The organism is Mycobacterium sp. WUMAC-067, assembly GCF_020217485.1.
Lineage (GTDB): Bacteria > Actinomycetota > Actinomycetes > Mycobacteriales > Mycobacteriaceae > Mycobacterium.
The window spans coordinates 87,618-113,986 of the sequence record NZ_JAEKMI010000016.1; the positions used below are offsets into that span (position 1 = coordinate 87,618).

22 protein-coding genes are annotated in these 26,369 nt (G+C 64.8%); 12 read left to right on the forward strand and 10 right to left on the reverse strand.

Annotation, left to right across the window (positions count from 1 at the left end):
- Nucleotides 1-123: 123 nt before the first annotated feature.
- Together JF781_RS13800 and JF781_RS13805 are read right to left on the reverse strand one after the other, a co-directional pair.
- Nucleotides 124-756, reverse strand: coding sequence for a class I SAM-dependent methyltransferase (locus tag JF781_RS13800; RefSeq protein ID WP_225341269.1), 633 nt, complete (start codon nucleotides 754-756; stop codon nucleotides 124-126).
- A gap of 798 nt (nucleotides 757-1,554) precedes the next feature.
- Nucleotides 1,555-2,717, reverse strand: a protein-coding gene (locus tag JF781_RS13805) for an IS3 family transposase (RefSeq protein WP_110798106.1) whose coding sequence is annotated in 2 segments (ribosomal slippage) — nucleotides 1,555-2,430 and nucleotides 2,433-2,717 — 1,161 coding nt in all. Because the reading frame shifts where the segments join, the coding sequence is not laid out codon by codon here.
- A 185-nt stretch (nucleotides 2,718-2,902) separates the two neighbouring features.
- On the opposite strand from JF781_RS13805, the gene JF781_RS13810 reads away from it, so the two are divergent.
- On the forward strand, nucleotides 2,903-3,244 hold the full coding sequence (locus tag JF781_RS13810; RefSeq protein ID WP_225341248.1) for a hypothetical protein: 342 nt from the start codon (nucleotides 2,903-2,905) through the stop codon (nucleotides 3,242-3,244).
- A gap of 10 nt (nucleotides 3,245-3,254) precedes the next feature.
- On the opposite strand, the gene JF781_RS28540 is transcribed toward JF781_RS13810, so the two are convergent.
- Genes JF781_RS28540 through JF781_RS13845 form a run of 7 tightly spaced genes read right to left on the reverse strand, consistent with a single transcriptional unit; the run spans nucleotide 3,255 to nucleotide 11,442 of the window.
- The gene (locus tag JF781_RS28540; protein ID WP_304621376.1) at nucleotides 3,255-5,417 is read right to left on the reverse strand and encodes a hypothetical protein; all 2,163 of its coding nucleotides are present in this window, start codon (nucleotides 5,415-5,417) and stop codon (nucleotides 3,255-3,257) included.
- Entirely contained in the window at nucleotides 5,414-8,413 is a 3,000-nt protein-coding gene (locus JF781_RS13820; RefSeq protein ID WP_225341249.1) for an ATP-binding protein, read from the reverse strand. The genes JF781_RS28540 and JF781_RS13820 overlap by 4 nt, the downstream gene beginning before the upstream one ends.
- Nucleotides 8,414-8,743 carry a glycosyl transferase family 39 gene (locus JF781_RS13825; RefSeq protein ID WP_225341250.1) on the reverse strand — a complete coding sequence of 110 codons (330 nt, stop codon included), beginning with the start codon at nucleotides 8,741-8,743 and terminating at the stop codon, nucleotides 8,414-8,416.
- 21 nt (nucleotides 8,744-8,764) lie between these two features.
- On the reverse strand, nucleotides 8,765-9,016 hold the full coding sequence (locus JF781_RS13830; RefSeq protein WP_225341251.1) for a hypothetical protein: 252 nt from the start codon (nucleotides 9,014-9,016) through the stop codon (nucleotides 8,765-8,767).
- Nucleotides 9,016-9,966, reverse strand: coding sequence for a conjugal transfer protein (locus JF781_RS13835; RefSeq protein ID WP_225341252.1), 951 nt, complete (start codon nucleotides 9,964-9,966; stop codon nucleotides 9,016-9,018). Before JF781_RS13835 ends, JF781_RS13830 begins: the two co-directional genes overlap by 1 nt.
- 22 nt (nucleotides 9,967-9,988) lie before the next feature.
- Entirely contained in the window at nucleotides 9,989-11,155 is a 1,167-nt protein-coding gene (locus JF781_RS13840) for a hypothetical protein (protein ID WP_225341253.1), read from the reverse strand.
- Nucleotides 11,152-11,442, reverse strand: coding sequence for a hypothetical protein (locus tag JF781_RS13845; protein WP_225330050.1), 291 nt, complete (start codon nucleotides 11,440-11,442; stop codon nucleotides 11,152-11,154). The genes JF781_RS13840 and JF781_RS13845 overlap by 4 nt, the downstream gene beginning before the upstream one ends.
- A gap of 134 nt (nucleotides 11,443-11,576) precedes the next feature.
- On the opposite strand from JF781_RS13845, the gene JF781_RS13850 reads away from it, so the two are divergent.
- From JF781_RS13850 to JF781_RS13890, 9 genes are all read left to right on the forward strand, one after another.
- Entirely contained in the window at nucleotides 11,577-11,975 is a 399-nt protein-coding gene (locus JF781_RS13850; RefSeq protein WP_225330051.1) for a hypothetical protein, read from the forward strand.
- Entirely contained in the window at nucleotides 11,959-12,636 is a 678-nt protein-coding gene (locus tag JF781_RS13855; RefSeq protein ID WP_225330052.1) for a hypothetical protein, read from the forward strand. The genes JF781_RS13850 and JF781_RS13855 overlap by 17 nt, the downstream gene beginning before the upstream one ends.
- Nucleotides 12,637-12,664: 28 nt before the next feature.
- Complete coding sequence (locus tag JF781_RS13860; RefSeq protein ID WP_225341254.1) at nucleotides 12,665-14,041, forward strand: type IV secretory system conjugative DNA transfer family protein; 1,377 nt, start codon at nucleotides 12,665-12,667, stop codon at nucleotides 14,039-14,041.
- Nucleotides 14,038-14,322, forward strand: coding sequence for a hypothetical protein (locus JF781_RS13865; protein ID WP_225330054.1), 285 nt, complete (start codon nucleotides 14,038-14,040; stop codon nucleotides 14,320-14,322). The genes JF781_RS13860 and JF781_RS13865 overlap by 4 nt, the downstream gene beginning before the upstream one ends.
- Nucleotides 14,319-14,462, forward strand: a complete 144-nt coding sequence (locus tag JF781_RS13870) for a hypothetical protein (RefSeq protein WP_225330055.1) — start codon at nucleotides 14,319-14,321, stop codon at nucleotides 14,460-14,462. Before JF781_RS13865 ends, JF781_RS13870 begins: the two co-directional genes overlap by 4 nt.
- Before the next feature lie 40 nt (nucleotides 14,463-14,502).
- Complete coding sequence (locus JF781_RS13875) at nucleotides 14,503-15,696, forward strand: DUF1173 family protein (RefSeq protein ID WP_225330064.1); 1,194 nt, start codon at nucleotides 14,503-14,505, stop codon at nucleotides 15,694-15,696.
- A 75-nt stretch (nucleotides 15,697-15,771) separates the two neighbouring features.
- Nucleotides 15,772-16,329, forward strand: a complete 558-nt coding sequence (locus tag JF781_RS13880) for an Imm61 family immunity protein (RefSeq protein WP_225330056.1) — start codon at nucleotides 15,772-15,774, stop codon at nucleotides 16,327-16,329.
- A 207-nt stretch (nucleotides 16,330-16,536) separates the two neighbouring features.
- A complete protein-coding gene (locus JF781_RS13885; RefSeq protein ID WP_225330057.1) occupies nucleotides 16,537-16,881 on the forward strand; it encodes a hypothetical protein in 345 nt (114 codons plus the stop codon).
- A gap of 625 nt (nucleotides 16,882-17,506) precedes the next feature.
- Nucleotides 17,507-18,076 (forward strand): hypothetical protein, encoded by a 570-nt coding sequence (locus tag JF781_RS13890; protein ID WP_225330058.1) that lies wholly within the window; start codon nucleotides 17,507-17,509, stop codon nucleotides 18,074-18,076.
- Between the two features lie 149 nt (nucleotides 18,077-18,225).
- Here JF781_RS13890 and mobF read toward each other — a convergent pair whose 3' ends face one another.
- On the reverse strand, nucleotides 18,226-24,015 hold the full coding sequence (gene mobF, locus JF781_RS13895) for a MobF family relaxase (protein WP_225330059.1): 5,790 nt from the start codon (nucleotides 24,013-24,015) through the stop codon (nucleotides 18,226-18,228).
- A 361-nt stretch (nucleotides 24,016-24,376) separates the two neighbouring features.
- On the opposite strand from mobF, the gene JF781_RS13900 reads away from it, so the two are divergent.
- Nucleotides 24,377-24,922, forward strand: coding sequence for a hypothetical protein (locus tag JF781_RS13900; protein WP_048896585.1), 546 nt, complete (start codon nucleotides 24,377-24,379; stop codon nucleotides 24,920-24,922).
- Nucleotides 24,923-25,134: 212 nt separating this feature from the next.
- Nucleotides 25,135-26,361: an IS110 family transposase gene (locus JF781_RS13905; protein ID WP_225341255.1), complete on the forward strand. Its 1,227-nt coding sequence runs from the start codon at nucleotides 25,135-25,137 to the stop codon at nucleotides 26,359-26,361.
- The last annotated feature ends 8 nt before the right edge of the window (nucleotides 26,362-26,369 follow it).

The following is a 26,369-nucleotide window of genomic DNA, read 5'->3' on the forward strand; positions in this document are numbered from 1 at the left end:
AACACTATGTGCCCTGCGGGCCATTTGGTAAGGAGGTCAAAAACAAACGCGGTGCCCCCATCAGAATGGCGGCTGCTGTCGACGTAGCACATAGCCAGTGCGGCGACAGTGAGGTGTGCTGGTTCAGGCGGTCTTTTGTGCGCTGACGCGTTCGACGAGGCCGAGTGTGAAGCGTTCGACGCGGCTGATGTCGAGGTTGGTGGCAGCGCGGAGATGGTTGAGTGGGCGACGCAGAAAGTGCTCTCCACCCAACGGCACGGTGAACAGTTCCAGGAACCGCTGAACGGCCCGCACGAGCGCGGCGCTGCTGCGGATATGGTCGACAAGAATGAGTCGGCCCCCGGGGCGCAGTACTCGGGTCATTTCGGTCAGGGCCTGGGTGTGGTCGGGGATGGCGCAGAGCCCGAAGGTGCACACGACGGTGTCAAAGCTGGCCTCGCCAAACGGCAGCCGGTGGGCGTCTGCTTGCTGCAGGGTGGCGTTCCGGCCCAGGTTGGCGGCGCGTTGGCGGGCCAGGTCGAGCATCTGCTCGCTCCAGTCAATGCCTGTCAGGGTGACGTCATCGGGGTACAAACTCAGGTTTAGGCCGGTGCCGATGGCGACTTCAAGCGTGTTGCCACTGGCTTGGCTGCACACCCACTGGCGAGAGTCGCCGAACAGGTGGCGGTCGAAGAATCCGATCTCGCGATCGTAGGTGCGGGATTTCTTGTCCCAGTATCGGTTCCAGCGGGCGATTCGATCATCCGATTCAGCCATGATGTTCACCTCGTGTCGGCGGTTGGACGTTCAGATGCGTCCGAAATAGGCGAGGCACCCGCCGACAGTCCAGAGTAGTACGGAAGGCCTCGCCCCGGGGCGTTCGTCCAGACAGAGTTTCTCCACCGCGTCGGAGATCAGTTTCGCCGTGGCGGCCACTCGGCGAGATCATCTGCGGCTCCCGACCGCTAGCTACATGAGACCGTCTGTGTCACAGAGCTTCTCGACGCGGACGGACGCCACGACCAACCCCGGCGGTCCTCATTTCGTCGGACTTTCACCGCGGGGGAACAGCGCACCTGGTCACGGCGGCAGGCGCCAGGTCTTCCAAAGACGCGAGCCGCTACCATCACGATCTACGGACAGAGCCCGACGAGCACTCGACGATCGACGCTTTCCTACAACCTATCGACGTCACTGGGCTGTACCACTGGGGGCTGGCGGTTCGTGGAGCTCTTGGGGATGCCACGGCGACAACCACCAGTATGGCCATGAAAATTGCCCAGGGGGTTCAGATGGGCGCCATTGCCACGATCTCCAGCCGCCCGGGGACCAATGGCCGTCGTTCCACGTCATCCTGCATCAGCTTCCTCTAGCAATGCGGATCCTCGTCTACGTATCTGAATAGTAGGCATGATTCGCTGGTGTAAGTCGCTTTCCGTAGCAAAGGTCAATGACGTACCTGCGTGATGGCTGCGCTGCGGTCAGCCGGTAAGCCAACCCTTCACGCACCGTTCCCGAAAGCCCGGTGTGTTTGTCATCGCAAGGGTCTGCTGCACGATCAGGTGACAGTTACGGTCACGCGGCCTGACTGGCCGGTGTGGTCATGATGGCTTCGAATTCGATCGGGGTCAACCGCCCGAGTCCGGTTTGGCGCCGGCGGCGATGGTAGGTCCGTTCGATCCAGGTGACGATTGCGATCCGCAACTCTTCGCGTGTGCTCCAGCGTCGGCGATCGAGCACGTTCTTTTGGAGCAGAGCGAAAAAGCTCTCCATGGCCGCATTGTCGCCGGCCGCACCGACGCGGCCCATCGATCCGACCATCTCGTAGCGGCCGAGTGCGTGGACGAATCTTCTTGACCTGAACTGAGATCCGCGATCAGAATGCAGAATGCATCCGGCCACATCACCGCGGCGTGCCACCGCACTACTGAGCGCTGCGGTGGCCAACCGGGACTTCATCCGGGAGTCGATCGAGTACCCGACGATGCGGTTGGAGAATACGTCCTTGATCGCGCAGAGATAGAGCTTGCCTTCATCGGTGCGATGCTCGGTGATATCGCTGAGCCACAACTGATTTGGCGCATCAGCGGTGAAGTCGCGCTCGACAAGATCGTCGTGTACCGGCGGGCCAACCTTGCCGTTCTTGCCGCGCTTCTTGCCGAACACGCTCCACAACTGATTCTGCGAGCAGATCCGCCAGGCGGTGCGCTCGGCCATCGACTCGCCGGCCTCTCGGGCCTCTTCGACCAGGTAGCGGTACCCGAACTCCGGGTCGTCCTTATGGGCGTCGAAGAGGGCGTTGGCGCGATAGGCCTCGACGAGTTCGGCGTCGGTGATGGGATGGGCCAACCAGCGGTAGTAGGGCTGGCGGGCGAGCTTGAGTACCCGGCACGTCACCGCGACGGGGATTCCGTCGGCGGCGAGCTCACTCACGAGCGGGTAGAACCTTTTCCCGGAAGGTTGGCCTGCGACAGATAGGCCGTGGCCCGGCGCAGGACTTCATTCTCCTGCTCCAACAATTTGATCCGGCGCCGCGCATCCCGCAGCTCAGCGGACTCGCTGGTGCTCTTGCCAGGCTTGGCGCCTTCATCGATATCGGCTTGGCGCATCCACTTGTGCAGCGTCACGGGGTGAACACCGAAATCGGCGGCGATCTGTTCGATCGTCACACCATCATCTCGGTTGCGAGCAACGCGCACGACGTCGTCGCGGAACTCCTGCGGGTAGGGCCTGGGCACACTGACATCCTTCCAGCTCGCCCATCCCGGGCAAGCCAACTCAGATGTCACCTATTCGTGCAGCAGACCCCAACCACCTGTGCGGGGGCGTGAACTCGAATCTTCTGCCGCCTCGGATTCCTCTCATACTAATGTATGTAGTAACTACGTACATTGTGGTTGGTGGAGAGGACACGCTAACGCCGATGGTTCGACGAGTGGTGGTTGCCGCGGCAGTGCTGCTGGGGTTGTCGCTGCTGGGGGCGCCTGCTGCGGGGGCTGCGCAGCAATGTCCGCACCGGTTGGGTTGGGTAGCCATCAGCAGATGGTCGACGATCATGGCGGAGGTGGCGCCGTGGCTGTTGCGGGTGTTCCTGCTGCTGCACGCCGGCGTTGATCCGGTGGTGCTGCGTGCCGGGCTGCTTGAGCATGAACGGTTCGACGTCTACCGAGGCAATGTGGCCCAGATGGTGGCCGATCTCGGGTGGCCACCACCTGTGCCGGCCGGGGAAGAGACCGACACCGGGTCCGCGGACCCGGCAAACTGACCACAAAAGGTCAGTGCTGCTGGCCTCTGCCGGGTGCTGGTGGCTCATTCCAATAGTCGTTGGTGTCGGTGTCGAATATGGGCTGTTGCTGCGGCGGCGGGGGAGGTGGCAGCGTTCGTTGTTGACTATTCGCCGGCTGGTTGGTGCGGCCGTCGGCCGGTGCCTGGGAGCCGTAATCTCCTGGTACCCAGGAATGTTGGGGACCGTTGGCATCGATGACCGGGGGAGCGTCAGGCGAAGGCCTCCCGTTGCCGTTGCCACGGGGCGCGGAGTGTTGTTTGCGGCCACCTTGCACCTTCTCGGCTACAGCCAGGCCCGCTACAACCTCCGGTGCGACCACTGCGGCCGCACCGCCGGCCGCTGCACCACCTGCGGCACCCTCACCGGCCGCGGGTAGGGCGCCACCTCCACCGCCAGGTACCGGTAGCGATTCGGTCAATCCACCAGCACCGCCGCCTCCAGTGCTTGTCGATGAGGGCTTGTTGACGCTGGAACGTCCTTGGACGGGCTGCCCAGTGAGCGGTTGTTCGTCCCCGTCGTCGCTCCCACCGCCGCCGGCTGCTCCTTTGTCCATCAGCCAGTCTCTGCCGCGTTGGGTGGCGGCCATGCCTTTGTCGATGGCCTCGTGGCCCTTGTCGTAGCCCGCGCGGGCCTGGTCGATGACTTGGTGCACCGCGTGCACGAGGTCTTGGCGGGTGTGGTCGTTGAGTTCCTTTTTCAGCCACCAGAACAGACCGATGGCCACCGCCGACATGATCGCGATCATCACGAGCTGTGCAACAGGGTGAGTCATGCCGACCTGCGCCGCATACCCGTTGGGTGCAACGGTTTTCAGAATGATGACCGCAGCGAAGGAGACGTAGAGCACGTAGACGAAGACGAGGAACGCGTGTTTGAAGAACTCCTTGATCCGACGTTTGGCCCGCTGGCGGGGCTTGCCGTCGATCATCGCCGGCCCGGCAGCGAACAGGGCCATAAATGCGTTGAGAAACGCTGCGCCGCAGACCATCACGTACGAGTAGGCGACGTAGCAGATGAAGAACGTGAAGATCATGCCGAGCACGCAGAACCCTATACCTACGGCGAAGCTGCCGAAGTCGAGTTGTTGAGCGTGGGCCAATGCCTGGGGGGCACCGCAGTTGGCCATCGCGTGGGCGGGGCGGGAGTGGTCGCCTCCACCGATGAACGGCAAGGCGTCGGTCGCCGACATGGACCCCGGGGCCCCGGTCGGCAGGGTCGGGGAAAGAGTCGGCAGCATCTGTCCGTCACCGGCCATCAGCGCCTTCGAGTAGGCGGTGCCGCAGGTGCCGATGTCGTCGACGACCATGCCGAAGTTCATGAGCTGCAACGGGTGGCGTAGTACGGCGTCGGCTGTGACCGCGGTCAAGTGGTCGAGGTTGGCTGAGTTATCAGCCCCCGGGACGAGCGAGCCGTTGTTGAGAGCGCCCTGGGCGGCTGTGAAAGCCAGTGTGCGGGCTTGAAACAGCAGTCCGTGATCGCCGGAGAGTTCGCCGAGTGGATCGCCCTGGAATACCAGGATCATGCCGATCACGCCGATCGCGAAGCTACTGAGCATGATGCTCCATCCGAGGCCGCGGCGGCCGTGCCACAGCATCTGATAGGCGCCGTAGCCGAGGGCCAGGATGAGACAGATCGGGAGCACTCCCAGGTCGATCAGCAGGGTGCGCAGTATGTCGAAAAGGGGTCGAAACCAGGTGGCCAGCCAGTACAGCCAGGTCGATGACATGGCGAAACGCAGCAACCACAAGGCGACGGTGATCATGAAGACGTAGAACGACACTTGTGCTTGTAGCCAGCTGACGACGGTGTCGTGGCTGACGCCGGTGATGATCGCGTTGCCGAGCCACCGGGCCCAGCTGGCCGGGTTGATGGACAGATCCGGGCCGGCTTCTGTGATGGCCTCCCCGGCCGACACGACCGATAGGTAGTAGCTGCCGAGGGGAACGCCGTAGGTGTCCTTGATGCCGGTCCAGTTCAGTACGCCGGCCATGGTTGATGCGAATGCTGGTGGTGCGGCTACGACTGACCAGAGGGTGAGGATGTGGCCGACTGACCAGAAGATGCTGACGCGCCGGATTCTCGGGTGGATGGCCATGAAGTACCCGAACCGCTCGGCGGGATGAGGCCGGGCCGCTGTGCTGGCGATGGTCACGCTGCCTCCTGGCCGGGCGTGGTGTCGTAGGCGGCGTGGATCCGTGCGTCGGGTTCGTGGGCCACGACGATGGGGGCGGGCCGGCGGAATTCGTCGATGAAGAAGGCCTTGCCGATCCGAGAGCCGCGATTGGGTCGTTCTGTGCCCTCGTCTTCGTCGTCGAAGTCGGTCGGTTCCCGCATGTCTTCGGGATCCGGGTCGGCTAGGAAGTACTCTTCAAGGTCGTCGTAGTCGGCCGCGCGCAGGCCGGCCTTTCGCGCGACTTCTTTTGCCAGTTCTTCGTTTTCGAACGGGACGATGAGTTGTTGGGTGATGAACTTGTCGCCCATCAGGGTGAGGTCGGCTACCGGATCCTGGGTGATGATCAGCAGCCCGGTGTAGTGCTTGCGAGCGCGACGGCTGATGAGGTGCGCGTCAGCGGCACCGGCGCGGGAGTTGAGCAGGCCTCCGGCTTCTTCGAGGATGATGAGGCCGAAGCGCGACTTGTTGGCGAAGAACGTGGTTCGGGCGAGCCGGACGAGCATGCCGTAGATGGCCACGGAGGCCTTCTTGCGATCGCTGAGGTCGTTGTACAGGTGGGGTGTGCTCATCTCCTCGGCGTCGGGCAGGTCGAGGCTTTCGGTGAGCCAAATCGTCAGATCGAGGTTGGCCAGGTCCGGGATGGGCAGGGTGTCGTCGAAGATCGCGCGGGTGAAGTCGTAGGTCGACCACGACTGCAACGCAACCAGGATCGGGTACAGGTCCTCGGCGAGCTTGACGACCTGCTCGGACCGCGTGTCAGGCCCGGTGGTCGGTGCTTGGATGCTGGCGATGTAGGCCATGAGCGCCGCGGTGCTGGGAATCTTGAGTTGCCGGCGGGCACGCGCGGTGAGGATGGTGCGCAGCCGTTGCACGGCGACGCTGCGTGAGTCCAGGCCCATCATCGGGATCATGTAGTCGAGCCAATAGCCGCCGGCGACGCGTTCGGGGAAGATCCGTAGCGGGTCGCAGCCGAAGTTGTTGCCGGCCATATCGATCACGGCTTTGCGGTCGGTGGGGACGTCGGCGAATGCCTTGGCCCATTCGATGCCGGGGTCGACGATGAACAATTGGGCGCCGCGCTGGTACTCGCCGCGGGCAATGCGTTTCGAGGCATAGGACTTGCCGTATCCGGGTGCGCCGCTGCACACGAGGCAGGGGTTGTGGTTTCGCCGCGCGGTGCCGGGGAGGTCGATCAGGACGGCGCTGTTGAGTGCGTTGGATGTGTTGAAGCCCAACAGTGTTCCGTTGGTGTTGCCGACTTGCGATGAGGTGATCGGAACGAACCGGGACCATTTGAGTGCCGTCGTGCGGTAGCTGAACTGCTCGATGGAGCTCTTGTGGGTGGGGACTCCTGAGTTGAACGCGGCCCAGAGTTTGGCCTGGGCACCGCGATAGTGACGTACCGAGACCTGACCGGAGGATGCCAGCTGCTCTTTGAGCCGCTTCACGCTGTAGTCGAGGGTTGCGGGGTCTTTGGCGCCGACGGCGATGACGAAGGCGGTCTCCATCGGTCGTTCGTCACTGTTCGCAGCGAGTAGCCGGTTGTATTCGGCAAGCTGGCGGCCGGTGTCGCGCAGCTCTCGGTCACCATCGCGGGCATCGCGCCGCTGCTTGAACTGATCGTCCAGGTTCTCCTTGGCGCGGTCGTTGCGGACGAACTCTATTTCGCGGTTGTGGGCGACGAGATTGATAGCGAAGTCGAACTCGGCACCTGTGTTGAGGTCGTCGAGCGCATCGAGGAACTCCGACCCGGGAAATCGGATACCGGCCTTGGGCATATCGGTGACCGGCAGGATCGCCTGATAGCTATCGGGATAGAGCCCTTCGGGACTGCTGACGCGCAGCACTTTCTTCCAGGACGGCACGTGCCGCACGCCGACACCCCACAGGGCGATGAGGCCGGCAGCGGTGAGACCGAACAGTAGTGCGGGGGCGACGATGACAAAGACAGCGGCCAGGACGGCGAGGCCGGCCATCACCGCGGCGGCGGGCAGCATAGGGAGCTTGCGGCCAGAGTTGTGCAATTGGTCGCCGTCGTCGAACTCGGCCACCGGGAAGCTGCGGGGTGCCTGTCGAGCGGTCCCCTGGCGACGGCGGGGGAGCGGGTTGGTGAAGGTGCCCCGCCAGGCGGTGCGCCGCCAGAACCAGTCGACCATGTCTTCGGTGACCGGCACCGGCGAGAGCTCCTCCGGCAGCGAGGTGACGATGTCGTGGGCCAGGGTGCGGTACGCGGTAAGGGACTCGTCGGAGTCCTTGTCGCGTCCGGCCAGCCAGTCTTTGAGTTTGGTGGCCTGGCCTAAGGGGGTGTGTCCCTCCCGGCCGGCGTCGACCGGAAACCGCAACCAGTACAGGCGGGTTCGGGGGTTCTTCTGCGCGAGCTGGCCGGCCAGGCCTTGGCAGGTGGCGATCCATTCGGGCTTGTCGCGATGGCCGTGCAGCATCGCGCGCAGCAGCTGCCGTTGGCTTTGCGGCACCGACATGCTGTAGATCCATGCACCGGCGGGGACTTCGCGGGCCAGGTTGCGGTGCCGTTCGGCGACGCCGAGACGGTGCTTGGTCGGTTGCAGGTAGTAGCGCAGCCCGGACACGAGGTAGTTGGCGTAGACGCCGTGCTTGGTGAATTCCAGGTGGCCGATGACGTCGTTGGGCGGGGCCAGGATCATGCTGTCTCGACTGGATTCCGCCGCCGGGCGAACGGCGCGCCATAGGGTGCGGATCCGAAAGCCGAGACTTGGCCTCCCGTAAGGAATCATCGCCCCAATTCCGGCCGCGAGAAGCGTCAGAAGAAGGAGGACGAAGAACAAGGTTTGCGCATGTCCGGAGTCCAGAAACAACAGCGGAAGCGCGAGAGTGGCGGTCCCGCCCAGTGCGAGCGGAACCGCCACGCCGATGCGCAGTGACTTGTTGAACAGCAGATCGGTGTATGTGGGGGTGTCGTGTACCCCTTTGAACACCTGTGCGGATTCGACGGCCATTTAGCCGAACTGTCCTGTGGTGATGTCGCTTTGGTCGGTGGTTTTCTTGAGGCTCATATAGATGGCATAGCCAGAACCGACGAACACTGCGACGACGATCGCCAGCATTGCCCACACGACCGTTTCGCCTTTGCGGCCGCCGAAGAACGCCCCGGTCGCACGAGCTCCGCCGCCGATCAGAATCAGGATGACGAAGACGCCGACGGCGATTGTGTAGAGCTTCCGCGAGCCGGTCAGCAGATCGGTTGCCGCGAGAATGGTTGTGCTGGTGGATGGTTCGGACATGGCATCAGCGGTGATGGCCATGAGGTGGCCGGTGATGGGGAACATTGATTTACCTTTCGTAGTGGTTTACTGCTTGGGCAACAGCGATGAAGTACTTGCAGATGCGTGGGCGTCGAGCCCGGCTTCGAAGTCGCTAGCCAGGGCAACGACCTGCACCGTCATCACGACGAAGAGCAGGAACATCGAGAACAACAGAAGTGCGCGGGAACGGGCGATGGCGGCCCAGACCGTCGCACCACCAATGAGCAGATAGATCCACCAGTGGTCGGACAGAGCATCAGCTGCTTGCGACCAGAATCCCGAAGAGATCGTGAACATTAGGACTGTCCTTTCGTGGGTGCGGGGACTACAGGGGTGAGTTCGGCCTGTGACGCGAGTTGTGGGGCGTAGTCGATGCCGGCGACCATCCAGCGGCCGCTGATGACGGTGAGGCTGAGGGCGTAGTCCTCGCGTCGTGGCGAGAATTGGCGGGTGACGGAGTCGACGGTGGCGAACACGTGGATGGTGGTCCCGTCGGCTGGCATTGCGTCGTCGGGGACAGCGCGGGTGGACTGAAGTTTCACGATCCGGGGTGCCGGTCCGCCGTCGCGAGCGGAGCGATAGTCGGGAACCGCGACGAGCCCGGATTTCTCGGTGATGTAGCGGTCCAGGCCACCGGTGTTGGTCAGATAGCTCTCGAAAAACCCCGTCAGCGTGTGGAATACCGGTGACCTGTTCGACAACGTGGTGGGGTAACCCAGCGGCAGAGTGGCACCGGCACCGGCGCAGTCGGCTTTGCCTGGCCGACTGGTGGCCTGCAGGCCGTAGCTGCTGTAGAGGACAGGGATGCGGTAGCACTTCTCGGCCGCCGGCGCCGCGGCGTAGGGACGCTCGGACACTGAGACGATGACGCTCCATTGCTGGGCGTAGCCGAGGTCGTCCTCGAGTGTTACCGCGGCTACACCGGGCGAGCTGATGACGGCGCCGGGGTTTGTCGGCAAGGGTTGCTGCTGATCCTGGTTGGCCCAGCAGGATTGGAGCGATGCGCGTTGGGTGTTGGTGACGGTCAGCGCTTTCTCGACGCATTGGCGTGCGAAATTGCCGACTAGCTCGGTGCGGTTGACTTCCTTGCGAGCCGGGCCGTGCACGTCGATGGGGTGGTCGAAGATCCATCCCCAGATCGTGGAGAGCGCGACGATGGAGCAGGACGCGACGGCCGCGATGAAGAATGCGCGGCCGATCCAGCCGCCGGTGGTGTCGATGCGACGTTGCCAGGTCTTAGTGGGCATTGGTTGTGGCGCCTTCCTTTGGTCAGGAGGGAATGGGTTGGTGGCCTTCGACGGTGATCGAGGACACGGCGAATGTGTTGTCGACTGGGTCGGTTTCGGCCTGGCCTCCCGACATTCCCGGGAAGCCAGGAAGAGGGGCGGTCGATGACTCCGGTGGCGTGCCCAGCGGAGCCCCAAGAACGTCGTCGAGCAGTCCGCCCGGGCCGGGCGCTGCGGGGCCCTGGTCGGCCGCGGGAGCGTCGGCGGGGGGACGCGAGGTTTCCTGGACGATCATGGTGATCGTGGAGGCCAGGACACCTTGCCCGGGCATCGCCTGGGGCGCTTCGCCGTGGACGTTTCCTGTGCGCTGAGGAACGACTGTCGGTTTGTTGCCGTGGTCGGTCAGGATCCATGACACGCGGGACACCACGCGGTGCTGCAGCCACTGGTCGGATCCGGATGCGTCCGTACCCACCCAGCCCGGGGTGATGCGAATGGCGGTGACGGCCATGGTCCGGCCGAGCTCAATGGTGAGAACCTGGCCGTCGACGCCGCCTCGGACACAGACCCAGGCTTGGGTGGGGTCGCCGCTGGCCACGGCTTGAGCTGCAGTGGAACCGGGCAGGCATCCCGGTGCGCTCGCGGTGAAGGGGATGCCTGCGGGTCCTCCGCTGGAACCAGGCGGGGGCGGTGAGGGCTCAGCCGGTGCGGCCGTGATTTTCGTGACGGCCTCGGACTGCTCACTCTCGACCTCCGGGCCGTTCTTCATGCCGAGCAGAACGCTGGTCACCGCGATCGTGGTGACGGCTACGAACGCGACGAAGCCGATGGCCAGCGGTTTGTTGAAACGAGGCGCCGACGCTGGGGCGTCTACGGTTTCGGGAGAACCGGCCGTGTCGTCGCTGCCCCCGGTGTCGTAGATATCGGCGTCGTCGACGAACGGCACAACCTGGTCATCGCTGTCGTTCTCGTCATCGGCAGGTGGGGCGAGCTCGTAGTTCTCGATGTCCTCGGGGTCGCGTGCCGCTGCGGAGCTTTCGCCGTCGGGATCGTCATAGTCCGGCCCGTCGCTGGGTTCGTAATCCTCTGGGTTGTAGTCAGATTCGTTGTCGTACCCGGTGTCGTCGGGATCTCGGTCGAGATCGGCAAGCCACTCCTGGGTTGCCGACCATGCCGGTCCGTCGTGCGTGGCGTTGTCGGGGCGGGTCATCGGAGGACCTTTCGGATGTGAGCGTTTGGTGCGGGTTGGGCACCGGCCGGGCGGCCGACCGTGACGGCGGCCGGCCGGTGGCGGCGCGGGGCCGGCGTCAACGCGGGCAGCGGCGGCCGAGTACCGCGGCGCCGATCGAGCAGCCGGTTGGCAAGGAACGCGGTGATCACGAGTGCGGTTGCCACGCCGATAGCAAAGATGTGTTCGAGGATGTAGGCGACGGCGGTGGCCAGCATTGCCAGCCAGAACGCGATGGTGCCGATCGCGATGCCGAGAATCGTACGCATGGGGTCTCCTAGTGAGTTCACGCTGAGGCTAAGGGGTGGTAATGCAGTTTTGCGATAGCTGTCGCTAAACGCGATGAGTAATTGCTACGTTCTGCGTTGTGAGAGCAATACCGCAGGACGGACCGGCCCGGCTGATGTTTTTTATCCAGCGCAGACTGGTGCAGTTGGGCTGGACTCGTGATGATCTCTTCGCGCACGGTGGCCCGTCGCCGTCGACCCTGTACAAGGCGTCCCGGCTCAACCGTGAAATGGATGAGCGGGTCATGCATCGCCTGGAGCTTGCCGTGGGGTGGGAGGAAGAGTCCTGCAGGATCACCCTTGATGGGGGCGAGCCGACTATTCGACTGTCAGACCAGGTAGAGACCGTGAAAACCCGTGTTGATGCCGCGGTGGCGGTGTCTGAGAGGGTTGCCGTCGGACGTACCGCAGCAGAGTTGCGTGACTTTCTGATGGGTGTCGCTGAACAGCTGCGCGGGTTCTATCCTGATGATCAAGCACCCCGCCAGGAGGCCGCTGATGCCGGCGCCCACTGATCGGTTCGACGAGGTCCGCCGAAAGTGGATTGCACGGCATCAACACACGTTCATATTTCAGAAAAGGCGAGCGGAAATTCTTGCTCGTCAAATTCGCGACCGTGCACAGGAAAATACCGGTGCACGGGTTGATCCTGCCGACGATGACATTATTCATCCGATGTGGGCGCGGTCCCCGGAAACCATTTATGCAGCGGTGGACTGGGTGATTGTTCTGACCGCCGCGGTGTTCGCACCGATCGGCTGGGCTGTTGGCCGCGGCGTCTACTCGTTCACCGTCCAGCTAATCCCGGAGAACCTGAGGTCGTATCCGATCGCGGCGTTCATGTGGAGTGCGGTGGCGGTCGGTCTTCCATTGCCGGTCATCTACTGGCTGGTCTATTCCGGGAGCGGAACCTTCGCCTCGACGGTGGTTGTGCCATGGATTGTCGCCCAAGTTCCGGCCGCGCTGCTGGCGGCCGGCGTGTACGGAATCTTGGAGGGCTGGCTGGCTGTTGACGGTTCGCGCGACTGGTGGCCGATGCGGCCACCCCAGGAGCACGACGAAGCTGACTTCGGTTTCCACGCGGAGATCGAAATGTTGCCGAGCGTGTTTCGCACCCGTTCGCGCCAACCGGTAGGGGAGCGCACTCCGATCAAGCGAGATCGCGATGGCCTATAAACCGCCGCCGACGCCGTATTGCGGGTTCTTGTACGACGAGGAGACCAACCGCCGTACGGTCGCGGAATCAGCTGCTCACGTGCTGGTCTCAGCGCCGACCGAGACCGGCAAAACGCGTCGGATCTTGGCTCCGGCCGCCGTCTTGTGGACGGGGCCTGCGGTTGTAGTGAGTCCGAAAGACGATCTGATGCAGCTGGTCATGCAGCGGCGTTACGGTCCGAGCGCGTTGATCGACTTTCGTCCCGACTACGACGCCGCCTATCCCGACATCGACCTGCTGTCGTTCGATCCGACCAAGCTCATCGGCACACCGGATCAGGCCGTGACGATCGCGAACACGATGATGCAGATGTCGGCGGTGGGCATGGGTTCGGGCGCAGACCAGGTCAGCGATGCGGGGATCTGGGAGTCGAATACTGAGACTCCGCTGGCGGCGATGCTGTACGCCGCGTCACCGCGTGGAAACAAGGCGGGGATCGGGTGGGTTCTGCTGGCTGTCAACAACACTCGATTGACTAAGCAGGGACAGCAGAAGTCGACCGATCCTGGCTGGGAGCATGCCGCCGACATCGTGGCCGATATTCCGCTGTTCAGGGATGCGCTGATGGCGACGTTGGTGATGGATCCCAAGCAGCGCGACAGCATCGCGTTGACGATGCGAAAGTCGGTGACGCCGTGGATGCGTCTGCAACTGCGCGGGAATCTCCCTCCGGCGTTCGATGAGTCGATCCTGGAGGATCCGACGTCCACGCTGTATGTCCTCACGCCGGCTGAAGGCTCGATCGCCGGCGCCGCGGTGACATTGATTGACCACCTCGTGCGGGTGTGTCGCGCCAAGACGTCGCGCAAGGAGATGCGGCACCGAATGCTGATCGTGATCGACGAGGCTGCCAATACCGCTCCGATGCCGGCTCTTCGCCGCTACATCAGTGAGGGCCGAGGGCTCGGCGCGAATCTCGTGCTGGCTGTGCAGGCCAGCTCCCAGTTGGAAACGGTGTACGGCACCGCCTATATGAAGGAGCTCCGCGACACTTTCCCGTCGGCGTTGATCATGTTCGGCGCACCGGAGATGGAGATCTTGCAGCGGGCCGAGGAATGGGAAGGGCAGACCACTCGGCGCCAGGAGACATTCGATCAGGTCTCCGGCCACAAAACGCTGTCCTCGCATCTGGGCAGCACACTGGAGTACCGCCGACTGCTCCCGCCAAACACCGAACATGCCCGACTGGTACGCAAGGGGACAGCCGGCGTGGTGACCGAGATCCCGGAATGGTCGAAGTTTCTCGCGATCTATGACCGAGCGATCAAGAGCGTCCTGGACGAGCCGGAGTCGCGGCCGCGGGACAGTTTCTGGAATCGACTTGCTGAACGTCATCTACATGCCGTGGCGCGAAGTGAAGCATGATGGGCGGCCAAACGCTGAATGCCCGGCAGGCTGCGATTCTCGACGTCGTGCACTCGACCCCGGGGTCTCTGAGCACGACCGAGGTCCGCGAGCAGGTCAACACGATGGCCGGTGTAGTGCTGGTGGCCGAGCAGGTCTACCGGGCCCTGCTGACATTGGAACGGCTCGGCCTGGTCGAGCGGGTTCGGGTTGAGGGATCAGTCCGAACGCATTGGGAGCGGGCTGGAGCCGTCGGCATCGCTCCTCAAGAAACCAGCCGAAAGACAAGGGAGACTGCATGATGGCGACAAAGAATGCCCGAAAAGGACCGTGGCTCAGCGGTTTACTGGCTGCGCTGCTCGGCGCGGTGTGGATGATCGGCCAGGTCGCCGCCGGAATCGTGGGACTGATCGCGAACCTTTTGTCCGCACCGGTCATCTGACGACCTGCCCTCAACAAGAACAGGAGCGCTGGCCATGACAATGCAATCCGTGTTTCAGGTTGCCGGCTGCCGGATTGACGATGTGCACACACCGGCGGCCCAGGAGACTCTTAGTCGAGCGAGAGCTGCGCGGTTGCGGCCGCTGTGCTTGTGTCAGTCGCCGGGCGTGGAGATGTACATCGCGGCCTCCGGACATGATCTCATCGTCAAGCGGATGCCCGGAACTGCAGTTGCGCATGACCATCGGTGTCGATCCTGGCTGCCCCCGGGTGAGCTTTCGGGCTACGGAGCGGTCGCCGAGCAGTCAATCGTCGACAATCCGGACGATGGCACAACGGCTTTGCGGTTGGGTTTTTCACTGTCGAAGTCCGCAAATCGGGCTGCTCCTGAACCTTCCGGTTCCCCGTCAGACACGGTGCAGACCCACGGGAACAAGTTGTCGCTTCTGGGTGTGCTGCACTACTTGTGGGACGAGGCGGAGCTGACGAGTTGGCATGCGCGTTTCGCCGGCCATCGCTCCTGGGCGGTTGTCTACCGACGTCTGCGGGCGGCCGTGGACGGAAAGCTGGTGCGTAAGGATCCACTGGCCGCGTCTTTGTTTGTGCCCGAACCGTTCTCGGCCGATCACAAGACCGGCATCGAGCAGCGTCGGATCAAGGCGTGGGCTCCAGCACGACCTCAGCCAGGAAAGGCAACGAAATTATTGATCGGGGTGGGCGAGGTCAAGGCGATCGAGCCGGCCGGCCATGGGTTCAAAATGCAGGTGCGGCACCAGCCTGGACACCCCTGGTTTCTCAATGAAGACCTGTACCGCAAGCTCGCTAAACGATTCGCCACCGAACTGGAGCTCTGGCAGATGGCCGAAGCTGGCGATGTTCGGCTGTTGGCGATCTGCACCTTCTCGGTTTCTCGGGCGGGATACGCGAACGTCGATCAACTGTCGCTGATGACAACGGATCGCAATTGGCTGCCTTTCACGGGCGACGCTGATCGGACTCTGCTCAGCACCGCGATTAGCGAGGAGCGCTCGTTCCGCAAAATGCTGTCGTATAACAGCAGCGCGGCCCCGATGGCGTCCTTGATTTTCACCGACACCGCTCCGGCGATCGCCGCGTTCATCGACCGTCCTGCCGGTGATGCGGATGGGGACGAGATCTCCTTGATCGCCGGACTGCCGGTGTGGAACTGGCGTACGGACGAGGACATGCCGGATTTGCCGTCGCCCATGTGCTGACGACAACACGGCACCCGCACCACGTCGGTTGTCCGGTGAAGAGGGTCAACTGTCAGACGGTTACGGTGGGCGACCGTGACCGGTGCGGTAGTCCTCAGCCCTGATTGCTTGGGGTGGGCACGCACCGCTGGCTTCATTCATCGCACTGACGACGCCGCCGGCATTGTCGAGTTCAGGTCGGAGGTCGACGCGCCGATTCGATACGTGATCCGCCGGCCGTCGACGGGTCGTGTGGAGCTCGTCGAAGTCGATGAACTGGGCGATGAGCAGTTGGTGCTGTTCGTGGCGGAGATCGAGGTTCTCGAGCGCTACCTGTTCGGAATGTTCGGTGACGATATCCGCGCTGAGGTGGACCTTCCTTTTATCGAACTCCGTTGGGACGAAAAATCATTAGCCGCAGGGTATGAACTCGACGATACGAACCCGGGCTACCAGATCCTGACGGCCACCGATCGTGGTCCGGTGGCGGCGGTTCCCCGTTCTGAGGTCGGCTTGCTGGCGTTGGTGCCGCTATCGCATTTCCTCGGCTGGAGTCTGGCGGCGTTGAAGCGGTCGTTCCTCGATGGGAACTTCAGGCCGCTGTTGTCGGCGGACGGTAGCTATGCGCAACCGGATCTACGGAAACCCACATAGTTCTGGACCAGGTAGCGCACTGCGAGCTGCTTAGCATTGGTTATGCGGAAGTGCACAGCACCGGTCAAGGGTCACAAGAGTGCTGCCGCGAAAGCGGCTTGCCCTGTGCACGGCACACAGGCATGGCGGGTGAACACTCCGACAGCTCCGGCGCTCACCTCTCGCTCACGAGGCACTGCCCGATCGAGAGGCAGTGCCAACGGTCTCTTGACGTCGGCCGACCAAATGGCCCGCCAGACAGGATCGGTGGCCGGCGCGGACTTTATTGCTTGGATCTTCTTGGCCTGGATCGTTGAGGACCGCCTCTGGCTTCTGGCCCTGGGCGCGATCGCCATCGGTGTGCCGATCGCGCTGGCGGTGCAGTGGACCTATCAATGTTCGGCATGGATCAACGACGGCAGTGCCCGCTGCCAACGTCTGCGCGCCGGCATCTTCAAGCGCCGCCACAGCCACAGCCGGGCGGTGACGACGCAATACGATGTCGCGGCCACCGCCGCCCTGATCATCGCCGTCATCAACGCACTCATTCTTATCGCCGCCCTACAGCAGTAAAGGCATAGATACGACGAACCCCCGGGGGGAGCCCGGGGGTGTCGGCACCTTTTTTCGCAAGGCCAGCTGCCTTCCTTTCCCGACGCCCAAACCGGGGGCGGCGGCGACCGCTGGCGCGAGCGGGCCCACTGTGCGGTTGCCAAGTGCTGAGCAAATCCGTGTGGTGGGCCGGTGCGCCATGAACGTTACTGCAATTCGGAGGCTTTGACCTAGGCTGCCAAGTATCAAATGTCGCTTGCACCCGGTATACCCCTACGGTAGCACCCGGTACTATGTAATTACCTGACCAAGTGCTGCGGGTCTTCGAACGGAAAATGGCAGGTGGTAGCCGATGACTCAACAGCTTGGTCACCAGACGGCATGGCTTGAGACCTCGCAAAGATTTGCGGAACGAGGCCTACACCGCGGCGCTCCCGTGCGCCGATCTTTTGTGACACGTGAGAGTGACAGTCCAACCCCGCTCGAAACCGTGATGCGAGCAGCTCGGGGAGGGGCTGGCGGTGGACGTGGCGGCCGCACGCGGTTGGCGCTGCTGCTGAGCTTGTGGTGGGTCAGCTCCACTCCGCCCTATACGTCTCAGCGACCCGCGAGCTTTTGGGCGGATTTGATCGGTATCGACGATCCGGTGAAGGGGCCTCGCACCGTCGCCGCCAATTTGCAGGAACTCGCCCGGAGAGGGTTCATCGCGATCGAGCCGGGAGAACCGGGAATGGCCAACGATGTTGCCCTACTCGACGACCTGGCCCGCCCGGGTGAACCGTATCTGCGACCCGACGGCAAGAACGGGTCGTACTTTCGGGTACCCGAGCAGCTGTGGACGACCGGCGCGATCGCGAAGCTCAGCGGCCCGGGCCTGGCGATGTACCTGATCGTGCTGTCGTACCACCATCGCCCGGACGGCATGGAGCACCCACCTGGCGAGGGAATCCGCACACCGGCGGCCCCTCCAGTGTGGTTCTCCCCCAAGGGGTTCAGCGAGCGACATGGACTGTCTGAAGACACCCGCCTGGCAGGGATCCGCAATCTGCGGAAAGAGGGCATCATCCAGGTCGAGACCCAGCACATCGACATTCAGAATCAGTCGGGATCCGGACATCGCCGCTTTCGTCGACAGATGTTGACCCTGCACCCGCTCTACGTGCCGCCGCTGCCCGGTCGGTCCCCGTCCAGCAATCCGGCCGCGGCCGGGATGTAAGGGAACCGGACAGCAGTCGGCGACGTCTAAACGGTCATGGAGTTGGAGGAACGGCTGGCTTTGATCGGCGAGGGTGTGGATCCCGATGATCCGGCAGTGATGACGGCGCTCGACATGGTCCGCTGGGAGCTACAGCTGCTCGGGACTGATTAGAGGCCGAGGCCGACGTCAGTGCCGCGGCTGCGATCGCGATCGGCGTCGAGAGCGCGGGCCCGGTAGTGGGTGATGTCGTGGTAGGTGCGGCCCAGCTCGTCGCGACGGGTGAGCAGGTCGTTGGCTTCTTGCGCCGCCTCGCCGGCGGCGGTGGTGCTGGCGAGGTGGTGTTCGACCCGATCGAGCGCGGTACGCGCGGGACGCTCTGCCGGGTCCGCAAGCCGGTGTGACCATGGCAGTTGGTTGTTGAGCATGTCGGTGAGGCTGGCTTCGCGCTGGTTGTCGGCGCTGGTGACCAGGAGCAGTTTGGCGTTGGCGTCGCCGGCCGCCTTGGTGAGCGCGCGCAGCTGGTGGGGGTTGAGTTGGTCGGCGTCGTCGACGACGAGCAGGGTGCCGGTGGGCAGTTTCCATTGCCCGTTGTCGAGCCGCTCGATCGCTTGGTCGGGGTTGGCGGTGGTGTCGGCGTAGCGGTGTTGTCCTGCATAGGTTTCGGCGTTCTCGCTGGCCGGGATGGCCAGGATGCGGTGCTGGTTGCGCAGCGCGGTCGTGGCCAAGGCGCCGAGGACTGCGGACTTGTCGGCGTTGGCGCCCAAGTGGAGGGGTTGGACGGTTTGGGCGCTGCCTGCGATGTCGGTGACGGCCGCGGCCGTGGGCTTGTCGAGCAGGTCGAGGTCGGCTTCGCGTGTGCCGTACATGGCGGCGGGGCTGCGGACGCCGGCCTCGTCGAGCATGTCGACTTCGCGGCGCAGTGCGGGAAGGTCAGCGACAAGGTCGTAGTCCATGCCGGGTCGGGTGCCGAATACGCGGGCGGCGGCGAGCTCGGCGCGCATGAGTTGGTTGTCGAGGTCGGTGGCCTCGATGCGAGCTTGGCGCAGCTGTTCGGCGTCAGCGCGCATGGCGGCGCTGCGGCGCTGCTGAATGTCGTGTTCGGTGACCACGCCTGAGGGTCCGCCGGCGATGTTCATCAAGGCCTCCTGAGTAGTGTCGCGCTGGTGGGCGGCATCGGCGAGCGCGACGGCGACCGCCGGTGTGTGTCGGGCGAGTTCGGCGCGGTGTTCGGTGAGGACCGCGGCGAGTTCGGTCTTGTTGTCGCGTTGGGCGGTGGTGATCTGCTCGTCGATGGTGGCGAGCAGGCGGTGGTGGCTTTCGCTGGTGTGCTCGGAGCGAACCCAGTCGGCGTGAGCGTGGGTGTAGGCGTGGGCATAGGGCCGCTGTTCGTCGCGGCGCCGGACCAGTTCGGCGAGCTCGGCGGCGAGGGCTTGTTCGGCGGGCCCTCCACCGGTGTGCAGGATGGCGTGCTGCAGCTCGTTGACGCGGTCGCGTGCGCGATCGCGAGCGATGCGCAGCGCGAGGATGTCGGCGGGCCGGGTGGGGGCGGGCCGGTAGGGCAGCAGATCCTCGAAATCCCAGTCGCCAAGGTCGTCTTCGGCGTATCCGTAGGCATAGTCGGCGGGATCCGGGGGCGCGTCCTGGTCGGCGTAGGCGGCTTCTTCGGGGGACGGCTCGGCGAGCAGATCGAGCTGGCTGCCGGCAGCGGAGGTTGCCCATTCGGCGGGATGCGGAATGTCGGTGTCGACCGTCGCGGCGTGCATGAGCAGTTCGATGCGGGTGGTGAGCAGACGGGCGTATTCATCGGGGCGGAGGCCGCCTTCGGTTTCGGCGATCTCGCGCAGATGTTCACTGGCCGCTGCCAGCAGGTCTGCCGGTGGCCAATCGGATGCGGTGACGGCGGCGATGAGCCCGGGCCACGCCGGGTCTGCGATGACGGTTTCGGCGAGCTCGGACCCGAGCAGATGGTGCAGTTCTGGGGTCCAGTCAGGACGCAGGCGGGGGTTCGAGCGTTCCAGTGTCGGCGGGGCCAGGGTGCCTGACAGTCGCCACCACAGGGCCGCTGCGGGCAGTTCGTCTGGTAGCGGACCGTGGGCGGCCATCGCGGAGGCGAGCATTCCCGCGACGTCGGCGCCGGCCCGGGCCGCGTCGTCGATGTGGGCGGCCAGCCGCGGCCAGTAGGGGTCGTTGGGAATGTGCGGGTTGAGCATCGCGGCCATGGTGCGCCAGCGCGAGACGCTGTCTTGGCTGTGCAGGATCGCGGCGTCGACGCGGCTGTGCAGAAGCTGCTGGAAGGCCGCGGAGCGGTTCGCGTGTTGCTCGCGACCGGTGATCCGCGTGTCGGCGGGATCGACATCGTGGGCGGCGCGGAACACCGCGATTTCGGCCATCAACTGGGGTTGTCCGTTGAGCAGTGGCCGCGCCCAGGACGGCGTGGCGGCCGGGGTCCACTCGCGTGCGGTATCGCGGATCTGGTCGGCCAGTTCGGTCACGAGTCGCGCTCGGCCGCCGAGGTATTCGGCCCATTGCGGGTTGTGTTGGACGGCAGTCGGGATGGCCGGCAGCCAGCGCAGCGGCCCGACATTGGCGGCTGCGGAGCCTTCGGGGGTGGGCAGGCGCCAGTCGAGGACCGCGGCGACGTCGGCGGTGTCACCTAGCGGCTTGGCTGCGGCGTGCTGCAGTGCGGCGACGGGGTCGTGTCCGTCGAGGGCGAGCAGGGCTAGGTTGCGCCGCAGGACGGGCCAGGCTTCAGCGTCGGTGATGTCACCGACGATGGCGGTGGCGGCCTGGTCGATGCGGGCCATGGTGGCCGGCCCGGCGAGAACTTCGGCGGCCGCGGTGAGGGCGTCGGCGTACATGCTTGCCGCGCCGTAGAGCCGGCCGAACGGGTCGAGTTCGGCTTGGGCGGCGGTGGTGGCCGAGACCTGGCGGCCGTCGCGGCGAAGGATCGTCGAGAGGATGTCGACGGCGGTCGGGGGGTGGGTGGCTTTGGGCGCGAGGATGCGGTGCGGGTCAGCTTCGGATGTCGAGAAATAGAAGTGGTTTTCGTCGCGGGCTCGGGTGCCGGCGACGTAGAGCTGCTGGCGGGTCAGGTGATCGGTGGCCACGATATGGCAGGTGCCTTTGATCTTCTGGGTGCCTGCGGTGAGGCCCTGGGCAGCGTTGATGGTGGAGGCGTAGCCGAGGGTGGTGTTGGCCGTTACGTAGTCGGCGGGAAGCCGTATCGTCTTGGCCCGCCGGTCGGCGCCCAGGCGCGCGACGGTGATCGATCCGTCACGGTGTACGGAGCGAATTTCGTAGCGGTGGCCGTTCTTGATCCAGGCGCCGTTGGGCAGTCGCAGCCAGCGGGCGTTCTTGCGGGTGATGATCCAGTCCCCGGCCGATGCGGTCAGCCCGTCAGCCAGCGTGACGGTCCGTGAGGGCTTGGCATTGGCATTGCGCAACCGGTCGAGTCGGGCGCGTTCGTTGAGTTCGGCGACCAGGTCGTTGGTGGGTGCCAACAGGACACTGCGGTGTCCGGCTTTGATGTCGTCGGCCCACGCTTGGTAGGCCATGTCGGCGGCTGTTTGGTCAGCTCCGACGTGAACGCGGCCGTGGTCGATGTAGTAGGCGATGCCGGCAGGATCGCCGTCGCGGATGGCCAGGCTGGCTGCGCTTTGGGCGGGGTCGCGGAAGCGCACCACCGTGGAGAGCGTGAGGGTTTCGGGGCGGGTGGACAGGTCGGTGATGACGCCGCCGGCCGAGATCGACGCCAGCTGTTGATCGTCGCCGACGAGGCGCACGCTGGCACCTCGTGCGAGCGCGTGGGTGATCATTTCGTCGAGGTCGAAGGTGGAGGCCATACCCGCTTCGTCGACGATCAACAGGGTGTCGGGACCAATGGTGTTGAACCACTTGAGTGCCGGGTCGTTGGCCGCCACGGGGTGATCGGTGGGGGCGGCCAGTTGAACGAATTTGGCCATGGTGTCGGTGGTGATGTTGGCGTCTTCGGCCAAGACTTCGGCAGCCGCCGCGGTTGGCGCCAGGCCGATGACGTTGCCGCCGCTGTTGATCCACGCGGCAGCGAGAACGGACATGGCGGTGGTTTTCCCGGTGCCGGCGGGGGCAAGCGCCAGTTGCAGCCGGGCCCCGGAAGTGGCCATGCCGCGCACCAATGCTTGCTGGGCTTCGTTGAGCTGCAAGCCGCTTTGGGCGTGCTGTTCGAGCATCGCCAAACCGATGCTGGTGTCGTCTGCGACACGGCCGCCACGCTGTTCGGCCGCGGCCAGGATGCGTCGTTCGGCGGCCCGGATGGCTTCGCTGGTGTAGCGGGTCGAATCGTGGCGGGTATAGACCGAGACGCCATCGCGGCGGCGCAGCACCGTGGGTTCGTTCATCTCGGTGTCGGCGTGGGTGGTGATGGTGATGCTGCAGGCGCCAAGCGCATGGTTGACGATCCGCTTGAGGATCTCGGGATCGCCGTGGCGGTCGGTGCCCCGCAGTACCCGCTGAGCCTCGGCCCGGACATGGTTGATGCCCCATTCGGCCCGGTCGTGTGAGACCCGGTCGATGACTGCTTCGGCTTGTTCGGCAACCCATTCGGAGGTGATGGCGGGCTGGCGGCGGGGCCGCGCGCGGTGGGTGACGTCGGTGATCAGCCGGGCCAGTTTGCGGTGGCTGCCGATGAGTTCGATGGCCTCGGTTCGCCACGTCTGCCGCTGCTCGCCAAGGCTGCGCGGCTCATGTTTGGCCTGCCGGGTGTCGAGGGTGGCCTGTTGGGACAGCGCGAGCATTTCCACGGCGCTGGGCTCACGGCCGTGCTCGACCTGGAAGGCCTTCGCCAGGTCTGCGACACGGTGCTCGATCGCGGCGCGGCGGGCTGACCAGCGCTCGATGAGTTCGACCGGGATTCCGTCGATTTCGCGCACCGGCCGTTTGTCGTTCTTGGCGCGGGTTTCGGCGAACTGCACACCGAGTGCGGCCATGAGGTGGGCCTCGAGTCGGGTGTTGTAGAGCTCGGAGGCGGCGACGGTGGCCTTGTGCAGGGGGTCGCCGTCCAGCGCAAGCCAGCGCGGAATTCCGTCGGCCCCGATGACCCGCACCTTGTTGCTGATCGCGACGTGGGTGTGCAGGTTGGGATCTCCGGCGCGGGAGTCTCGGTGATCGAACGCGGCGGCGATGAATCCGGTGGTGTCGACCTGGGCGATTCCGTTGGCTCCCATGCGGGAAAACGCTGCGTGTTCTTCCAGGAATGCGAGGGCGTCGGCAACGGCTTGGTGGTGCGCGGCGAGGATGGTTTCCGAGATTTCCCGGGGCGCCACAGCCCACAGCACCGACACCGACTTGACCGGGGTGAACGTGAGGTCGTAGCCGGCGACGGCTTGGGTTTGAGCGCGGGATTTGCGGGCGATGAAGCCGGTCAGTTCTCGCTCGTCGGCCGGTGGGCGACCGTACTGGTCGGCGAACATTTCACGGGCGACCGCTGTTTTGATGCGGGCACGTTCGTCGGGTTCGAGGGAGGCTTGACGGTCGCGGCCGAGGGTGGCGTTGAAGTCGGCGTAGCCCTCTCGAAGGCGGCGCATCCATTCGTTGTCGGTCTTGTTGACGCGGAACGGCCGGCCCAGTCGAGCGGCGGCGATGGCACCGTTGTGCCCGAGTCCGAATCCGGTGAGCCGCTCGGTGATTCGGTCGGCGTTGGGGTGCAGGCCTTCACCGAAGAGGGCCTTCATCTGGTCCTCGGTGACCTCGGAGCCTTCGGGGACCGACCACAGCTCGGCGACCATCGGATCGGTAGCGTCGCGGCCTGCGGGTTCACCGAGACCGGGCAGGCCGCTGCCCAGCCAGCGACCGGGGGTTTCGCCTTTTTCGCTGTAGTAGTCGGCCAGGCTCGATTTGCCGCGGTGGGTGTCGTCGGACGCAGCGACCTGGCGAATCAGGTACATGTACCCGTCGCCCGCGCTTAATTTGTGCAAGCCCATCACTGCGTCATCACCCGGGTCTGAGCCAAAGGCCGGCCGGGGAGTTATACGACAGCCGTTACCAATTTGTGACCTGAATGCAAGAGGTGTGTGGTTCGGCGGTGAGCTCGGGAAGGCCCGTGGCGTGGACGGGGATGGGCGGCAGCAGACGGTCAGGCCGGGGACGGGGTGGCAAGGACACGGTGGACCGGTTCGAACGGACACGAATGGGCTTGTGAGCAGCGGTGGAGGGTGGCGGAGCGAGGGCGCGGGTGACCGGCCGGTGTTGGGCTCCCGGACGCGACCGCGACCGGCGTGCACGTTGTGCCAATGTGCCAGACGTCTTCGGGGGTGTGTCGGTGGTGGGTGTGAGCATTGACGGGTGGACGACGGTGGGGACCTGGTGGTGCCGGCGGAGTGTGTGGCGTGGTGTCGTGGCCAGGACGTCGGGGTGAGTGTGTGCGATGACATGGCCGAGGTGGATCTGGAGTGGTGGAATGCCCGTCTGGCTCGGCACGCGATCCCCACCCGGATCGTCGGCCGCGATGTCGACGGCCTGCCCACCGATCATGGCGTCGGCTATCTGCGCCGTGCGGATCTCATCGGGAACGTCGATGGCGGCGTGGACGCCGACACGTCACGTAATGGTGGGTCGGTGGATCTGGGCGTGCTGTATCGCGCTGCGGCGTGGCTGTCGGGGCACCCCGGCCGTGACCGGCGGCGGTGCTTTCCCGACGTCCGCACCTTCGCATCGTCTGGTGGCGAGCGGGATGCGGTCACCGCCGTGCTGTTGGCATGCCGACAGACTCCTTGGCAGGCGATACCGGACGCCGCGTCTGCACGGCGGTGGTCCGGGTGGCCCTGCGTGTCCGGTGTCGGGCCTAATGGGAGTCGATCAGCGAGTTTTCACCCGATAGCGATCTGTTGAGGGGACGCTGGTCACCGAGCCGCTGGTCGGTGAGCACTGTGTCGGCCTGGAATGCAGTTCGATTCCTAGCGCTAGATCGTGCCCCGGCCGGTTGGTGAGGTCGCCTATAGCGCTGATGGGGTGTCGTGCCGATGCGAGCACTGATCCATTAGGTTGCCGCCGGGTGGCCTTCGGCTCGAACAGGTTTCACCCCCATCGAGCAGGGAGGCGAGTTGACGATCTTCGTTGGAGACGATTGGGCCGAGGACCACCACGACATCCATTTGATGAGCGCCGACGGGACCACACTGGCCTCGCGTCGGCTCCCGGAGGGACTTGCCGGGGTCGGTGGGTTCCACGAACTGGTGGCCACCCACGCCGAGGAACCCACCCAGGTGGTGATCGGCATCGAAACCGACCGCGGCCTGTGGGTACAAGCGCTGGCCGCAGCCGGCTACCAGGTGTTCTCGGTCAACCCGCTCGCGGTGGCCCGCTACCGCGACCGCCACCAGGTCTCAGGCGCGAAGTCCGATGCCGCCGACGCCAAACTGTTGGCCGATCTGGTGCGCACCGACCGCCACAACCACCGCCCGATCGCCGGGGACAGCCCCGACGTGGAGGCGGTCAAGGTGCTGGCCCGGGCGCATCAGAACCTGATCTGGGCGCGCAACCGCAACACCAACACGCTGCGCAGTGCGTTGCGGGAGTACTACCCGGGCGCGTTGGAGGCCTTCGACTCGCTGTCTGACCGCGATGCCCTGGCCATCCTGGGTCGCGCTCCCACCCCGGCCGAGGCCGCCCGTTTGAGCATCTCCAAGATCCGATCGGCACTCAAAGCCGCGGGGCGACAACGCAACCTCGATGCCAGGGCCCTAGAGATTCAGACCGCGCTGCGCGTCGAGCAGCTCGCCGCCGCGCCCGCGGTCACCGCCGCATTCGGGGCGAGCACCCGCGCTGCGGTCGCCATCATCGCCGAGCTCAACCATCAGATCGCCGATCTCGAGGCCCAGTTGGCAACACATTTTGAGGCACACCCGGACGCCGACATCTACCTCTCCCTGCCAGGACTCGGTGTCATCCTCGGCGCCCGGGTGCTCGGTGAGTTCGGGGACGACCCGAACAGATACACCGATACCAAGTCTCGCAAAAACTACGCCGGAACCTCACCGCTAACCGTCGCGTCGGGCAAAAAGCGCGCCGTGCTCGCCCGCCACATCCGCAACCGCCGACTCTATGACGCCATCGACCAATGGGCCTTCTGCGCCCTGACCAACAGTCCCGGTGCCCGCGCGTTCTATGACCAGCACCGCGCCGCCGGCGATACCCACCACCAAGCCCTACGTGCCCTCGGTAACCGCCTCGTCGGCATCCTGCACGGCTGCCTGCGCCACCACACCGCCTACGACGAGCACAAAGCCTGGGCACACCGCCAAACCACCCCCGACGCCAAGGCCGCTTGACAACTTAC

Excerpts from the sequence above, each read along its gene's own strand:
- JF781_RS13800 (WP_225341269.1), bottom strand. The coding sequence starts at position 756 with ATGGCTGAATCGGATGATCGAATCGCCCGCTGGAACCGATACTGGGAC.
- JF781_RS13810 (WP_225341248.1), top strand. The coding sequence starts at position 2,903 with ATGGTTCGACGAGTGGTGGTTGCCGCGGCAGTGCTGCTGGGGTTGTCG.
- JF781_RS13820 (WP_225341249.1), bottom strand. The coding sequence starts at position 8,413 with ATGGCCGTCGAATCCGCACAGGTGTTCAAAGGGGTACACGACACCCCC.
- JF781_RS13825 (WP_225341250.1), bottom strand. The coding sequence starts at position 8,743 with ATGTTCCCCATCACCGGCCACCTCATGGCCATCACCGCTGATGCCATG.
- JF781_RS13830 (WP_225341251.1), bottom strand. The coding sequence starts at position 9,016 with ATGTTCACGATCTCTTCGGGATTCTGGTCGCAAGCAGCTGATGCTCTG.
- JF781_RS13835 (WP_225341252.1), bottom strand. The coding sequence starts at position 9,966 with ATGCCCACTAAGACCTGGCAACGTCGCATCGACACCACCGGCGGCTGG.
- JF781_RS13840 (WP_225341253.1), bottom strand. The coding sequence starts at position 11,155 with ATGACCCGCCCCGACAACGCCACGCACGACGGACCGGCATGGTCGGCA.
- JF781_RS13845 (WP_225330050.1), bottom strand. The coding sequence starts at position 11,442 with ATGCGTACGATTCTCGGCATCGCGATCGGCACCATCGCGTTCTGGCTG.
- JF781_RS13850 (WP_225330051.1), top strand. The coding sequence starts at position 11,577 with ATGTTTTTTATCCAGCGCAGACTGGTGCAGTTGGGCTGGACTCGTGAT.
- JF781_RS13855 (WP_225330052.1), top strand. The coding sequence starts at position 11,959 with ATGCCGGCGCCCACTGATCGGTTCGACGAGGTCCGCCGAAAGTGGATT.
- JF781_RS13865 (WP_225330054.1), top strand. The coding sequence starts at position 14,038 with ATGATGGGCGGCCAAACGCTGAATGCCCGGCAGGCTGCGATTCTCGAC.
- JF781_RS13870 (WP_225330055.1), top strand. The coding sequence starts at position 14,319 with ATGATGGCGACAAAGAATGCCCGAAAAGGACCGTGGCTCAGCGGTTTA.
- JF781_RS13875 (WP_225330064.1), top strand. The coding sequence starts at position 14,503 with ATGCAATCCGTGTTTCAGGTTGCCGGCTGCCGGATTGACGATGTGCAC.
- mobF (WP_225330059.1), bottom strand. The coding sequence starts at position 24,015 with ATGGGCTTGCACAAATTAAGCGCGGGCGACGGGTACATGTACCTGATT.